This window comes from Prevotella multiformis DSM 16608, from assembly GCF_000191065.1.
Classification (GTDB): Bacteria; Bacteroidota; Bacteroidia; order Bacteroidales; family Bacteroidaceae; genus Prevotella; species Prevotella multiformis.
The window spans coordinates 539,434-552,252 of the sequence record NZ_GL872283.1 but is presented as its reverse complement, the minus strand read 5'-3'; the positions used below and the strand labels follow the sequence as shown (position 1 = coordinate 552,252).

10 protein-coding genes are annotated in these 12,819 nt (G+C 51.8%); 7 read left to right on the top strand and 3 right to left on the bottom strand.

From position 1 onward, the window contains the following. Both HMPREF9141_RS13700 and HMPREF9141_RS07605 read left to right on the top strand, forming a co-directional pair. On the top strand, positions 1–297 hold a 297-nt coding region (locus tag HMPREF9141_RS13700), incomplete at its 5' end, for a hypothetical protein (RefSeq protein ID WP_007368064.1). A gap of 153 nt (positions 298–450) precedes the next feature. Continuing rightward, on the top strand, positions 451–1,194 hold the full coding sequence (locus tag HMPREF9141_RS07605) for an alpha/beta hydrolase (RefSeq protein ID WP_007368063.1): 744 nt from the start codon (positions 451–453) through the stop codon (positions 1,192–1,194). 208 nt (positions 1,195–1,402) lie between these two features. Here the strand turns inward: HMPREF9141_RS07605 and HMPREF9141_RS07600 are convergent, their stop codons facing one another. After that, positions 1,403–2,305 carry a DUF3298 and DUF4163 domain-containing protein gene (locus HMPREF9141_RS07600; RefSeq protein ID WP_007368062.1) on the bottom strand — a complete coding sequence of 301 codons (903 nt, stop codon included), beginning with the start codon at positions 2,303–2,305 and terminating at the stop codon, positions 1,403–1,405. 162 nt (positions 2,306–2,467) lie between these two features. Between HMPREF9141_RS07600 and HMPREF9141_RS07595 the strand changes: the two genes are divergently transcribed. The 4 genes from HMPREF9141_RS07595 (at position 2,468) to HMPREF9141_RS07580 (ending at position 6,843) form a co-directional block, all read left to right on the top strand. Next, the gene (locus HMPREF9141_RS07595; protein ID WP_007368060.1) at positions 2,468–3,448 is read left to right on the top strand and encodes a Gfo/Idh/MocA family protein; all 981 of its coding nucleotides are present in this window, start codon (positions 2,468–2,470) and stop codon (positions 3,446–3,448) included. Positions 3,449–3,569: 121 nt separating this feature from the next. Then, positions 3,570–4,298 (top strand): Bax inhibitor-1/YccA family protein, encoded by a 729-nt coding sequence (locus HMPREF9141_RS07590; protein ID WP_007368058.1) that lies wholly within the window; start codon positions 3,570–3,572, stop codon positions 4,296–4,298. A gap of 525 nt (positions 4,299–4,823) precedes the next feature. Beyond that, the gene (locus tag HMPREF9141_RS07585; protein ID WP_040554683.1) at positions 4,824–5,843 is read left to right on the top strand and encodes a Rid family hydrolase; all 1,020 of its coding nucleotides are present in this window, start codon (positions 4,824–4,826) and stop codon (positions 5,841–5,843) included. Positions 5,844–5,961: 118 nt separating this feature from the next. Next, positions 5,962–6,843, top strand: coding sequence for a M48 family metallopeptidase (locus HMPREF9141_RS07580; RefSeq protein ID WP_007368055.1), 882 nt, complete (start codon positions 5,962–5,964; stop codon positions 6,841–6,843). 510 nt (positions 6,844–7,353) lie between these two features. On the opposite strand, the gene HMPREF9141_RS07575 is transcribed toward HMPREF9141_RS07580, so the two are convergent. Further along, a complete protein-coding gene (locus tag HMPREF9141_RS07575) occupies positions 7,354–8,307 on the bottom strand; it encodes an NAD-dependent epimerase/dehydratase family protein (RefSeq protein WP_007368054.1) in 954 nt (317 codons plus the stop codon). A 182-nt stretch (positions 8,308–8,489) separates the two neighbouring features. Between HMPREF9141_RS07575 and kbl the strand changes: the two genes are divergently transcribed. Then, a complete protein-coding gene (kbl, locus tag HMPREF9141_RS07570; protein WP_007368052.1) occupies positions 8,490–9,677 on the top strand; it encodes a glycine C-acetyltransferase in 1,188 nt (395 codons plus the stop codon). Positions 9,678–10,061: 384 nt separating this feature from the next. On the opposite strand, the gene HMPREF9141_RS07560 is transcribed toward kbl, so the two are convergent. Further along, on the bottom strand, positions 10,062–12,644 hold the full coding sequence (locus HMPREF9141_RS07560; protein WP_007368049.1) for a C10 family peptidase: 2,583 nt from the start codon (positions 12,642–12,644) through the stop codon (positions 10,062–10,064). Positions 12,645–12,819: the final 175 nt, after the last annotated feature.

Here is a 12,819-nt window from a genome sequence, read left to right as displayed (position 1 = left end):
GAGGCGAAAGCCCCGTCCCGTCATCCGAGCCTCGAACAATCTCTGTCCCGGAACGCCTTTACCGAAATATCAAGCTCAAAGAGCACCTCGTTCAAAAAGCAAAAGGGCGAAACGGCGAAATGGCGGAAGCCAGAAGCCTGCCCTGATGCCGAATTGATCGGTTCGTTTCTTTTACCCGTCCGCACGGCATGCATGCCGAGCAGACGCTTCTTGTACTACTTCTCTGTCTATGTAAATCCTTTCAAAGAACTCTTTCTTTCTGTGCCCACGGAACAAGCCGTGCGGCTCGTTTCGTAAAGCGAGTGCAAAGGTATAAAGAAAAAACATACGCTCCAAATGTTTCGGGGAAAAACTTTAAAAGGAGCGCTTTGTTGTATTATAAATTGACGTAAATCAACCAATCCGGTCAAAAACGACTAATTTTGCATCGTAATAACAGAACACAAAGCAATGAGACATAAAAAAGAAATTACCAAGATCGGTTCACATATATGCACCCTTCATAGTGAAGAAAAAGCAGAGTTTTTCATCATCCAGCCCATAGACAGTAATGACGAGAAAGAATTAGAAAAGCAGATAACCCACATAGAAGAGAGTTCATCCATCCCCTTCATACACGTTGCCATCCGTATCAATAAATGGAATGAAGAGCTAACACCCTGGCCAGCCCCGCCTGTGTTTGGCAAAATCCCTTTTGGAGCCGGTGCTTATTCTACCTTATTATATATAACAAGTCAGTTAATACCGACATTGAATACTCGTTACGCATTGCAATCTACCAAAGACAACACCCTCTTAGGCGGCTATTCTTTAGCGGGGCTTTTCTCACTTTGGGCGGCCTATGAACCAGACAATCCTTTCTATGGGATAGTCTCCGCATCGCCTTCCGCATGGTATATAGGCTGGTTGGATTATGCTGAAAACCACCAGCCTCTAATAAATTACGCCTACCTAAGCCTTGGCGACAAGGAAGAGAGAACAAAAACGAAGATAATGGCAACGATCAGTAAAGACATCCTACGCCAAGAACAAATATTCAAAGACAAAGGAGTCAACTGTAAGATGGAATGGAACGAAGGCAACCATTTCCAAGACAACGGAGTCAGAATTGCCAAAGGATTTGTTTGGTTGATGCACCAAAAAAACGAGGGTGTGTCAAAATGCAAATACCATTTTGATCATCTTACAGTTTGAAACAATTCATTGAAAATGACCATTTCTGCACTCGATTTTGAGTAAAGAAATGGTTTTTTCTTTGCTTTTAGGAAAGACCTGCTTATAGTTTGAATGTTGTCAAGTCATTAATTTGCATTTTGACACACCCTCGAAAAGGGCTAATAAAAAGTCATTTCTCTACTTCAAAGCCGAAAGTTATCAATCCAACTTACAGAATTAAGAAAGATTACTTAATCCCTGCAAGGCTTCGTGCCTCAGGCGAAAGGTATTTTCCAATCTTCTCATAAGCGACTGTAAAGGTCGGCATTCCGACAGCATAAGCACCTATCTCATACTGTCCATAGGAAAAGACCACACCCTCCGGAGACAGATAAAGCCCATTGCCTGGCAGCGGAATAACCCCATTCTCGAAGAAAAGCCCATCCATAAGATCCTTGAGCTCAGCTTCTGACATCTCCCTGTCATCCGAACTGACAGTCTGCTTTAAATAATTCTCTACTTTCTCTTTAAGAAGCGGCTGTAGTACTTTCTCACAATCTGCATTCAAGATATTCCGCAGTCTGACACCCGACTTCTTGTCAAAGGTTACGCCATACTCAGAAGTCATGCCATGCGCACCACCAGTATAAATATAATATGTCGACACATAAGTAACGAAACGCTCCGTCTCCCCCCTTTTCCTTACGAACAGAGACACTTCTGGGACGCAGGGAGCAGCCCTTTCCCCATCATCCTCAAAAAGCCGGTTCATACCCTCGAACGCAGTTTTTGCATAATACGTCATCATCCCCTTCCCATCGGAAAGATTTCCATAAGGCTTGACATACCCGGCATCTGCCATCTCTGATGACAGATAAGCACGCAAAGAATCAACCAACGGACTTGGCCCGGAAACCGGGAAATCATAAGCAAAATCAAGGTTACCCTTTTTACTGCTGAACGATTTTCCTATGGAATCCACCACCAACGGCACTTCTTTCTCCACAACAACAGAATCAGAAACAGCAGTCTTCGAAGCCACCGAGTCGGCCAAACACTTTACTGCCGGTTTCTTCCAGTCTGCACATCCCACAGCTGCGACTACAGACAAAAGAAACGCTGAAAGGAATAAAAATTTTCTGTTCATCATATCAACTAATGCTTGTTAAGAGAGTACAAAAATAGTCATTTCCCCCATTTTCTGCAAAACATTCTATACTTTTGTTGCATCAGGAAAAGTAACAAGGCACATTCTATAAGTCTCATGTCGTAAAAAACGACCATAGAATATGCCGTAAAACGGGAAACAAACATGAAGATTAGTATTGTAGGAACAGGAATGATAGCCACCGAGGTCATCAAGACGCTCAGGACAGAGGCAAAAGGAATAGAGATAACCAGCCTTTTCACACACAGCAACAAGGAGAAGGCACAGGCACTTGCGAAAGCGAACCATATAGAGCGCATCTATACCGACTATGCACAGCTGCTCAGAGAAGACGGTGCCGACTTTGTCTACATCGCCGTAATCAACAGCGTTCATTATGCGTTCATACACGAAGCATTGGAGGCAGACAGGAATGTGATTGTGGAGAAGCCCTTTACCATGACTGTTGCAGAGGCAGAAGAGCTGGCAGCAATGGCACAGGAGCGGAAGCTGTATCTCTTCGAGGCCGTCTCACCGCTCCACACACCGAACTTCCGGCTTGTAAAGGAGAATCTGGGACGTATCGCACCGATACACTTCGTACAGTGCAATTACTCACAATACTCAAGCAAATATGACCGTTATCTGCAGGGAGACATCGCTCCGGCATTCGACCCACTTTCAGGCGGTGGTACGCTGAACGACCTCAACGTGTACAACATCAACGTCGTCACGGCCCTTTTCGGTCCTCCTGCTGCAAGCCGATATTTTGCCAATTACGGACATAACGGAATCGACACCTCCGGCGTAATGGTACTCTCCTATCCTACCATGACCGCCACCTGCACCGCAGCAAAGGACTCTACCAGTCCGTCGTTCATCCTCATCCAAGGTGAGAAAGGCTGGATACGCATTCCGACAGCCGCCAACAGGTTCGGCTGTGTTGAGATCATGGAGCAGGGAAAATACACCAGCTACCAGCACAACGCATACGAAAGCCGTCTTACCCATGAATTTCTGGACTTCAAGGATATATGGGAGAGGAAAGACTACAGACAGATGGAAGCGTGGCTCGACATCTCCGTGAAAGTGATGAAAACGATAAGACAACAAGATGAAACACACAGACCGTCACAGACAGAATGACATGACCTAATGGCAATCTGCAAATGGCATAAGGTTTGCAGACTTGTCAAACAGGCGGATCCGCCTCACGAGACAGACCGCTCTTCTATAACAGGAAGAAAGAAAACAAACAAAAAAACGAATGAATATGAATTTTGACAATTTTACAAACGTGGCTTCCAGCCATGAGCACGACCTGGAGATGTCGCGCGCATTCCCCACACTGATGCGCAAGGTGTATGTATGGATGGCAATGGCACTCGCCATTACGGGTGTCGTGGCGTACGGTGCAGGCAATTCCCCTGCACTCATCCAGATGCTTTACATGAGCAGAGGGCCGCTGCTCATCGCCGGGCTGGCGGAGCTGGGTATCGTATGGTATGTCTCTGCCCGCATCAACCGCCTGTCACTCGTCAGTGCGACAGTGTGGTTCATCGTCTTCTCCGCCCTCAACGGACTGACCTTGGGGTGGATCTTTGCAGCCTTCACTTCTGCCGCCATCTCCAAGACGTTCTTCATCACTGCCGGAACCTTCGGTGCGATGGCGCTGATTGGATCTACGACGAAGAAAGACCTTACACGGATGGGCGGCATCCTCTTCATGGCACTGATCGGACTGATCATCGCCGGACTGGTCAACGTCTTCCTCCGCAGCACGATGATGGACCTGATCGTCAGCGGCATCGGCGTGCTGGTCTTCACCGGGCTGACAGCCTGGGATGCACAGACCATCAAGCGCAACCTGCTCATGGCGCCCGATGCGGGAGAGTCGGCACAGAAGGTTGCCCTCCTCGGTGCTTTAAGCCTTTATCTCGACTTCATCAACCTCTTCCTCTACCTCCTGCGCTTCTTCGGAAACAGCAGAGACTGACTGAGGACAGAAAGAGAAGACATTGACCGGACAACGTACCGGCATTCTTCCTGCAGAGCAGTCGACATGGCATATATACCAGAAGACTCCAAGGGCACATTAAAAGAAAACAGGGACAGGCGGGAGCGTCTGCCCCTGTTTTTTCTTGTCATCACTCAATCTGACACTCCTTGCATAAAACCTGCAACAAAGCAATAACCCTGCTCCTGACTTCGGCGAGGACGGGCTGCATTTTTTCCTGACACCGTCTTTTCATGGCGGAACACGCCCCCTCGCCCCATCCGGATTCCCTTGCTCGTTATTCCACAGGACTATTGCCGGCAAGTCCTTCTTTTCCGACATCGGGAACAAGCCCCTTCGCTTCACGGCAATCCGGAACAGACAGTTCCCCACACATGATTATCAGCTCCGGTTTCATCCGCCGGCCTACCTAATAGTAGGTAATTGCATTCCCTCTGCATATATTCAAAACCTTTTTCTCCGCAAAAAGATATACCTTTGCGGGAAACAGAACACAAAAGGAAAATGGACTTCTATGAAATTCTGGCTCCGAAGAGCCAAGGCAAATTTACTGACCAGCTGGAGGATTTGAGCCGACAGCTTTCCGAACTGCAGTCCCACGCAGGACAGGCGGGACGCAGACTGGACTATGTCAGAATATTCCTCAGCGACATACAAAACCAACATCAGCTGCTCATCGAGAGCGAACTCTTCCAGAACGTCTTGTCAACCCTGTCAACTACTATTGTAGAACAGCCTCCACTGAACGGCAGCAAGATCGCCATACTTGTGAAGACAACCTCTCGGGCAGACAACTGCATCTTCCAGAGCATCAGGCTGACAGAAGAGGAGACACACGGAACAAGCGCATACTTCCAGACCGTCATGCTCTTTGAGAAATATCTCAGGAGCATACAGGAAAAAGGACTTGACATCCGCACTCATCTTGTCCGGACATGGATTTACGTGGCAGACATAGACATCAACTATGACGGAATAGTAAAGGCACGCAACGACATCTTCCGCCGGTACGGCCTGACCGCAGACACCCATTACATCGCCTCGACAGGCATCGGCGGCAGTTCACCGGTGCGTTCGGCGACCGTGGCCATCGACTTCCTGACCTATCCGGACATCCGGGAGGAAGACAAGAAATACCTCCAGGCACTGGACCATCTCAATCCTACCCACGAATACGGCGTAGCCTTCGAACGCGGCACGCGCCTCACCCTTCCCAGCAAGCAGATTGCGTTCATCTCCGGAACAGCAAGCATAGACAGATATGGCAATGTCCTCTACCTCGGCGACGTGGAGAAACAGACCGTCCGGCTGCTCGACAATATCGAGGCTCTGCTTCAGGACGGCGGAATGTGCATGGCGGACATCAACTATTTCGTCATCTATCTGCGTGATCCTTCGGACTACCCCGTCGTCAGCCGGTACATGACACGCCGCTTCCCGACCCAGCCTCACATCATCGTCCTTGCCAAGGTGTGCCGTCCGGAATGGCTCATTGAAATGGAATGTACCGCCACAAGACAATAGCAGAAAAGGCCGAGAGAAAACAGGCACAAGCATAAAAAAAGTCCGCCAGAACAGGATATACGAGGAAAAATGTATATATTTGCAAACGTATTAACGTTAATTCAACAACCTATCCGTTATGAAAAAGAAACTACTCTTCAGCACATTTGTCACTGCACTCCTCCTGCTTGGAGCGACACCTGCAAAGGCACAGTTCAACATCGGCAAAGCCGCCGCCGGGGCTACGAAAGCGGTAAAGGCCGCTACTCTGACCGATGCAGACATGGCCAATTACGTAAAGGAATACATCGCCTGGATGGACAAGAACAACAAGGTATGCGATGCCAGAAGTCCTTATACCAAGCGACTGAACAGACTCACGCAGGGACTGACGAATGTAGAAGGGATCCCTCTGAACTTCAAGGTCTACTACGTCACCGACGTGAACGCCTTCGCCTGCCCTGACGGCAGTGTACGTGTATTCTCGTCCCTGATGGACATCATGACCGACGAGGAACTGCTGGGAGTCATCGGACATGAAATCGGCCACGTCGCCCACAAGGATTCCAAGAAAGGTTTCCGCACGGCTCTGCTTACCAGCGCACTGAAAGACGGACTGGCGGCATCCGGCAACAAGGCTGCCGCACTGACCGACTCGCAGCTCGGGGAACTGGGCGAATCGCTGCTTAATGCCACCTACTCGCAGAAACAGGAGAGCCAGGCTGATGCCTACGGCTACGAGTTCCTGAAGAAGAACGGCAAGAATCCCTGGGCCATCGCCCTTTCGTTCGAGAAGCTGAAGAAACTGGAAGAGGATGCCGGCATACAGAAGGAAGGCAAGTGGAAACGTATGTTCTCGTCGCATCCAGACCTCGATAAACGTATCAAGACCATGAGCGCCCGTGCACAGAAAGACGGCTTCGCACGTCCCGAGAACAAAATGCCGGAGAAGGCCGCCCCTGAAAAACCTGTTGCCAAGAAGACAACCGGAAAGAAGGCGACGGGCAAGAGAAGAAGATAAACAATGATTCCTGTCCCAGCAAGACACCAATGCCATGGGGGATCCGTGCGCAACTTCCTTTCAACCGGCAATTCCTCATTGCCTCTGAAAACAACAGGCCTTCCTCACTGGAAGAAGTAAGTTAGACCACCGTCTTTTACCGCAGGCCGTTTCCATCCGGGCAACAGACAGCGGGCGTGCGAGCCTTCAGCACGACCCGTGATGACCAACGGCACGGCCGGTGCCGGCCATCATCACCTCGGCAGGGAGCTTCCCCGTTCCTGCCACAACCATACATGGCAAGAGGGAAAGAACGGCCTGTATGGAAAATGATCACCGGACAGCAAGAATCAATTAACCGGCCCGGTCCTTTTGAGAAAACAGACAAGAGGCTCTACCGTAATCCCGGGCCGGCAGTCCCGGGATTACGGTAGAGCCTTTTTTACAGTTTCTTTCCCAAGCCCCTGCCAGTGTAAAGAAACAGAGACCGGGGAAAGATACAGACAAACGAAACGGGACACCTCCGCATTCTTACTTCAACTTCTCCTCAAGATGCTTCAGCATGTCGGCCGTCATGGTGTCAAGGTCGTAGCGCGGCTGCCAGTCCCATTCTTCGCGGGCACAGCTGTCGTCAAGGCTGTCCGGCCAGCTGTCGGCAATGCTCTGCTTAAGCGGGTCAACGGCATAAGCCATCTCGAAGCCGGGCTTGTAGCGTCTGATAGTCTGGAAGATCTCCTCCGGGTCAAAGCTCATGGAGGCGATGTTGAAACCGTTCCGATGAACCAGGCGGGACGGATCGGCCTCCATCAGAGCGATGGCAGCATGCAGGCCGTCAGGCATATACATCATGTCCATCAGTGTTCCCTTCCGAATCGGACACACGAACTTCTCCCCACGGACCGCCGAATAATAGATGTCGACGGCATAATCGGTCGTGCCGCCACCGGGAGGCGTCACATAGGAAATAAGTCCCGGGAAGCGCACGGAGCGGGTATCCACACCGTACTTCTTAAAATAATAGTCGCTGAGCAGTTCCGTCGTCACCTTCGATATTCCGTAGATTGTACCGGGACGCTGCACCGTGTCCTGCGGAGTCTTCGTGTGCGGCGTGTTCAGGCCGAAGGAGCCGATGGAGCTCGGCGTGAAGACCGCACACTTGTTTTCGCGTGCCACTTCAAGGATGTTCCAAAGCCCGTCAATACCGATTTTCCAGGCCAGCTGCGGTTTTTTTTCTGCCACGACGGACAACAGTGCTGCAAGGTTGTAGATGGTGTCAATCTTGTGTTTTCTTACAACTTCGGCAATCATCTCAGGATTCGTAACATCGGCCTCTGCAGACGGTCCGCCTTCTTTCAGCTCCCCCCGGGGTTCCGCCCCCTTGATGTAGCCGGCGACGATTCCGTCGTTTCCATAACGCCTTCTAAGTTCTCTGGTAAGCTCCGAGCCTATCTGCCCTGTCGAGCCAATGACCAAGACATTTTTCATAAATATTGATAAGTTTATGTTTACAAGTATGCAAAGTAAACATATTTTTTGATGAATGACCCTTTCTCCAGTATTAAAATTCTTAAAAATAAGGTCAGACAAGTAAAAAAAATGCCTGTGAATGATGCTTTTCTCGTTTTTTATCGCTTACTTTGTCCACAACAAATTTAAAATCTAATGTTATGTACGGTAAGATGAAAGAACATCTCAGCAATGCGCTTGCAGAGATCAAGGAAGCCGGACTTTACAAGGAGGAAAGAATCATTGAAAGTCCGCAGCGTGCAGCAATCGAAGTAAAAGGCAGGGAAGTGCTGAATTTCTGTGCCAACAACTATCTGGGCCTTTCGGACCACCCTCGCCTGCTCGCAGGAGCCAGGAAGATGATGGACAGACGGGGCTTCGGCATGTCCTCGGTGCGGTTCATCTGCGGCACACAGGACATCCACAAGGAGCTGGAAGCTGCCATCTCGGAGTATTTCAAGACGGAGGACACCATCCTCTATGCGGCCTGCTTTGATGCCAACGGCGGCGTGTTCGAACCGCTCTTCACGGACCAGGACGCCATCATCTCCGATTCGCTGAACCACGCCTCCATCATCGACGGCGTACGTCTCTGCAAGGCAAAGCGTTATCGCTATGCCAATGCCGACATGGCCGACCTCGAACGTTGCCTGAAAGAGGCACAGGCACAGCGGTTCCGTATCATCTGCACCGACGGTGTCTTCTCCATGGACGGCAATGTGGCACCTATCGACAAGATCTGTGATCTGGCAGAGAAGTACGATGCACTCGTGATGGTAGACGAGTCCCACTCGGCAGGTGTTGTCGGTGCGACAGGACACGGCGTGAGCGAGCTGTGCAAGACCTACGGGCGGGTGGACATCTACACGGGGACGCTCGGGAAGGCATTCGGCGGCGCACTCGGCGGCTTCACTACAGGCCGCAAGGAAATCATCGACATGCTCCGTCAGCGCAGTCGTCCCTACCTCTTCTCCAACTCACTTGCACCCTGCATCATCGGTGCCAGCCTCGAGGTCTTCAAGATGCTGAAGGAAAGCAATGTCCTCCACAACCGGCTCGTCGAGAACGTCACCTACTTCCGCAACAGGATGATGGCTTCCGGCTTCGACATCAAGCCTACCCAGAGTGCCATCTGCGCCGTCATGCTCTACGATGCCAAGCTGTCGCAGGTATATGCCGCCAGGCTGCTTGACGAGGGCATCTACGTGACCGGATTCTATTATCCCGTTGTCCCGAAGGGGGAGGCCCGCATCCGCGTACAGCTGTCAGCAGGGCACACCCGCGAGCAGCTCGACAAGTGCATTGCAGCCTTCATCAAGGTCGGCAAAGAACTGGGCGTACTGAAATAGTCCGCTCACAGAGGGCGTGTTCCGGTAACCGTCCTTGACGGGTCTTTGCCTTTCAGACGATCGGCTTTCGCTTTCTTCCTGAAAGAGCATGTCGGATTATGCGGCCGGAGGGAGAAGGCGGAAGAACCCGTATAAAGGCAAAAAGGCACAAAGTGCTGACAGCATCCACGTCAACGACCTACCGACGTGTGATTCTCAGGACATGCCACATACAATAATACAGAAGGCGCACGATGAACATCAGACAGGTTCATCGTGCGCCTTCCGTCTTTTCCGCACATGAGGTATGTAGGCGACTGGCAGGCGGGTCTGTCGGAAGCCAGCCGCCTTGCCGTTCTGCCATCATCAAATCCTACGGGACGCTCTTCCGCCGTATAAAGTTGCTTACCGGATAACCGCCGAACAGCAGCCCTCCTGTGTCGTCACACGCACCACATAGGTGCCCTTGGGCAGGGAGAGCGATATGCTGCCGGAAGCATCGGCCGTACCGCCGGCCACACGCACGCCGTTCATGCCATACACCTCCACACTTTTCAGGCCCTGTCGCTGTACGGAAAGACGTCCGCCGGTGAACCGCAGGACATCTTGGGCGTGGGCCGTTTCAATCCCGTCCGTCACATCATTGTTGACAACGGAAATGAATATCGGTCGGGAAGAAGCCGGTATCAGGTCCACATTCCTGCCGTCTTCCTCGCCAATCAGTGCCACCCGGTAGCGGCGGTTGTTGATGAGCCGCTCTTTCTTAGGGTCGATCCAGTCGCTGGTAATCTGAGTCATAAGCCCGGCACTACTCAGGTCGACCTGCAGCGGTCTCTTCATCACGGGAATAGAAACCTCTGTCTGCGTATCGATCAGATACAGCATCAGACTGCCTTTGTAATGCACATTTTTCCCAAGGAAAGCCATACAACTTACTCTGAAAGTAGAAGTTTTTTTGACATCTATCCCTTCACCCTGTATGCTTTCCTCGTTGTTGTCCTGAACAAAAGCACGCACGGTTGCAAAGACATCCCGCTTCTTCCCGTCCTCCACCGTGACCTTGTAAGGTCCGTTCAGGGGGCGGTCGTTTACCCTGCAGGTATTCCCATCGGCATTGACGATTGTCACACGCAGCCGGTATTCGCCTGCGGCGGTACCGTAGGGAACGGTAAACGGCAGCCTGACCCTCGTCGTGGCATACATATCGAAGTCCACCTTGTTCTTTGTCTGCGAGGTATAGACAGCTGTCCCCTCGCCGTCAACCAGTTCAACCTTCACAGTTCCGTCAAAGACCTGTGCATCCAGTTTACGGATGGACAAGAGCAGCCTGTTCTCCTCACCGGGAATCAGCCTGCCGTCCAACTGCGGGTCGGCTGCGAGCTGATAGGCAGGTGTCTTCGACGGCAGTTCCAGATAGTCGATTTTCCCATCTGCCACCTCCATCACCACTCGCGGTGCCTTCTTCATCCTTACCCACGTGCCCAGCGTACCGTCTTCCTGCAGCCCGGCCACAATGGGCGACAGCGTGTAAGTGCCGTTGGCCAGTGCAGAGAAGTCGAGCGTAAAGGGTATCTCCTCGTCTATAACAGCCCCTGAAGTCATCTTCTCGTCATTATAGACAAAGCGGACTTTGGTGAATATGCCGTTCCCCTTCTGGCTATAGGGAAAAACGTTTGTCAGTCTGCCGTCCGCATCATAGATTCCCACGCCGATATCACCCATGAAGGGGTCGTTGCTCTGATTGGTGAAATCTTTGTACATCAGCTTCACGCCGGCAGCAGGCACTGCAGGCGCTTCACCCTCGAAAGCCATCTCACTGCCAAGTCTGAAAGCTATGTTCGGCGACTTGTAGGCGATGTCGGCATCAATCTTGGGCGTATTCGGCTTGTTGGGATGTATGGCGATCACGTGGAGCGAACGGTTGAAAGTGAGCGGTTTCCCTCCGAACTCACTGCCTGTGGAAGTGATGTTCAAGGCCGTGACGGAGTAGTAGCCGTTGGCCTGACCGCCCCAGCCGAGGTTCATGTGGAACCGGTCTTCGCTGTCGAAGCCGTCGCAGACCCACGCATGGCCGCCTCCGCCGCCGGCCGACATCCCAGACATATAGAGCGGGAAACCATTTCGGATTTCCTTTTTCAGTATCTCCACGAAGTGGGCAGCCCCCTCGTCAGACCGCCCTATGAGGGAGGCATCGTAATCGAAATAGTCGCGCAAAGCCCGCTCTGCCAGATAGTCCTGTGTACCGCTTGAGGCAGGCGTGTACTGCATGGCCGTGGCGATACCCACGTCGCTCATCAGCTTTGCCACGGCATTGTTCTGCCGTTCCGTAGCCCTCACGTGGGCATAATCGGGCAGCATGTCCCCCCAGTCGTAATGCGACTGGGAGAAGTCGGCCGACCTGACAGTATTGTCGTAAGTCACCCGATAGCTTGCCTGTCCCTTTCCCTGCTCCGGCCACCGGTGGTAAAACATGACCTGCGCCACTGCCGTAGCCACACAGCCCGTCGGGTAATCACCGCCCACCAGCAGATTGTAAGGATCGAACTGGCTCCATTTCGTGCTGACCAGCGGGTCCACATGGTCGCCCGCCGCCGTGGCAGCGGCCGCACGCGTGGTAAGCCGCCTGTCCTTCCCCAATATCTCGTAGACCTTCCGGTAGGCATCGAAGAGATAACGGGCCTCGGGACTGAGACGGGTCATGTCGATCGAGGTCTCGTCGCCGTAGGCCAGCACCTCGCCCATCCTGTCGTCGCCGGCAACGACCACGAAGCCCTTTCCGGCAGCATCATTGAAGACATAATAAGGCTGCGGAACCGTCGATGCCGCCATGCGTGTCTTCCGGTTTACGGAAACCTTGCGGTCAACCTTCACATAACGGCGGGCAATGCGCAACGCCGTCTTGAAATCTCTGTTGTCGGCAGAGCCGACCGTGACGGAACACAGGAAGGCCAGTGCAAGGAAGCTCCTGCACAGGAAGGTATCTGACATACGATGACCGTGTCCGCCCTGAATCCCTCGAAATAATAAATGTATCATATCAGGTTTGTAATCCTATTGAATAACCGGCTGCAAAATTACAGTATTTTTTCCAATTACCGGCAGAGAACAAGCCGAAATCGGATGTCCAACCAAATGAAAACGAACAGAGGACGTTCCCGGCAGA

Excerpts from the sequence above, each read along its gene's own strand:
- HMPREF9141_RS07605 (WP_007368063.1), top strand. The coding sequence starts at position 451 with ATGAGACATAAAAAAGAAATTACCAAGATCGGTTCACATATATGCACC.
- HMPREF9141_RS07600 (WP_007368062.1), bottom strand. The coding sequence starts at position 2,305 with ATGATGAACAGAAAATTTTTATTCCTTTCAGCGTTTCTTTTGTCTGTA.
- HMPREF9141_RS07595 (WP_007368060.1), top strand. The coding sequence starts at position 2,468 with ATGAAGATTAGTATTGTAGGAACAGGAATGATAGCCACCGAGGTCATC.
- HMPREF9141_RS07590 (WP_007368058.1), top strand. The coding sequence starts at position 3,570 with ATGAATATGAATTTTGACAATTTTACAAACGTGGCTTCCAGCCATGAG.
- HMPREF9141_RS07585 (WP_040554683.1), top strand. The coding sequence starts at position 4,824 with ATGGACTTCTATGAAATTCTGGCTCCGAAGAGCCAAGGCAAATTTACT.
- HMPREF9141_RS07580 (WP_007368055.1), top strand. The coding sequence starts at position 5,962 with ATGAAAAAGAAACTACTCTTCAGCACATTTGTCACTGCACTCCTCCTG.
- HMPREF9141_RS07575 (WP_007368054.1), bottom strand. The coding sequence starts at position 8,307 with ATGAAAAATGTCTTGGTCATTGGCTCGACAGGGCAGATAGGCTCGGAG.
- kbl (WP_007368052.1), top strand. The coding sequence starts at position 8,490 with ATGTACGGTAAGATGAAAGAACATCTCAGCAATGCGCTTGCAGAGATC.
- HMPREF9141_RS07560 (WP_007368049.1), bottom strand. The coding sequence starts at position 12,644 with ATGTCAGATACCTTCCTGTGCAGGAGCTTCCTTGCACTGGCCTTCCTG.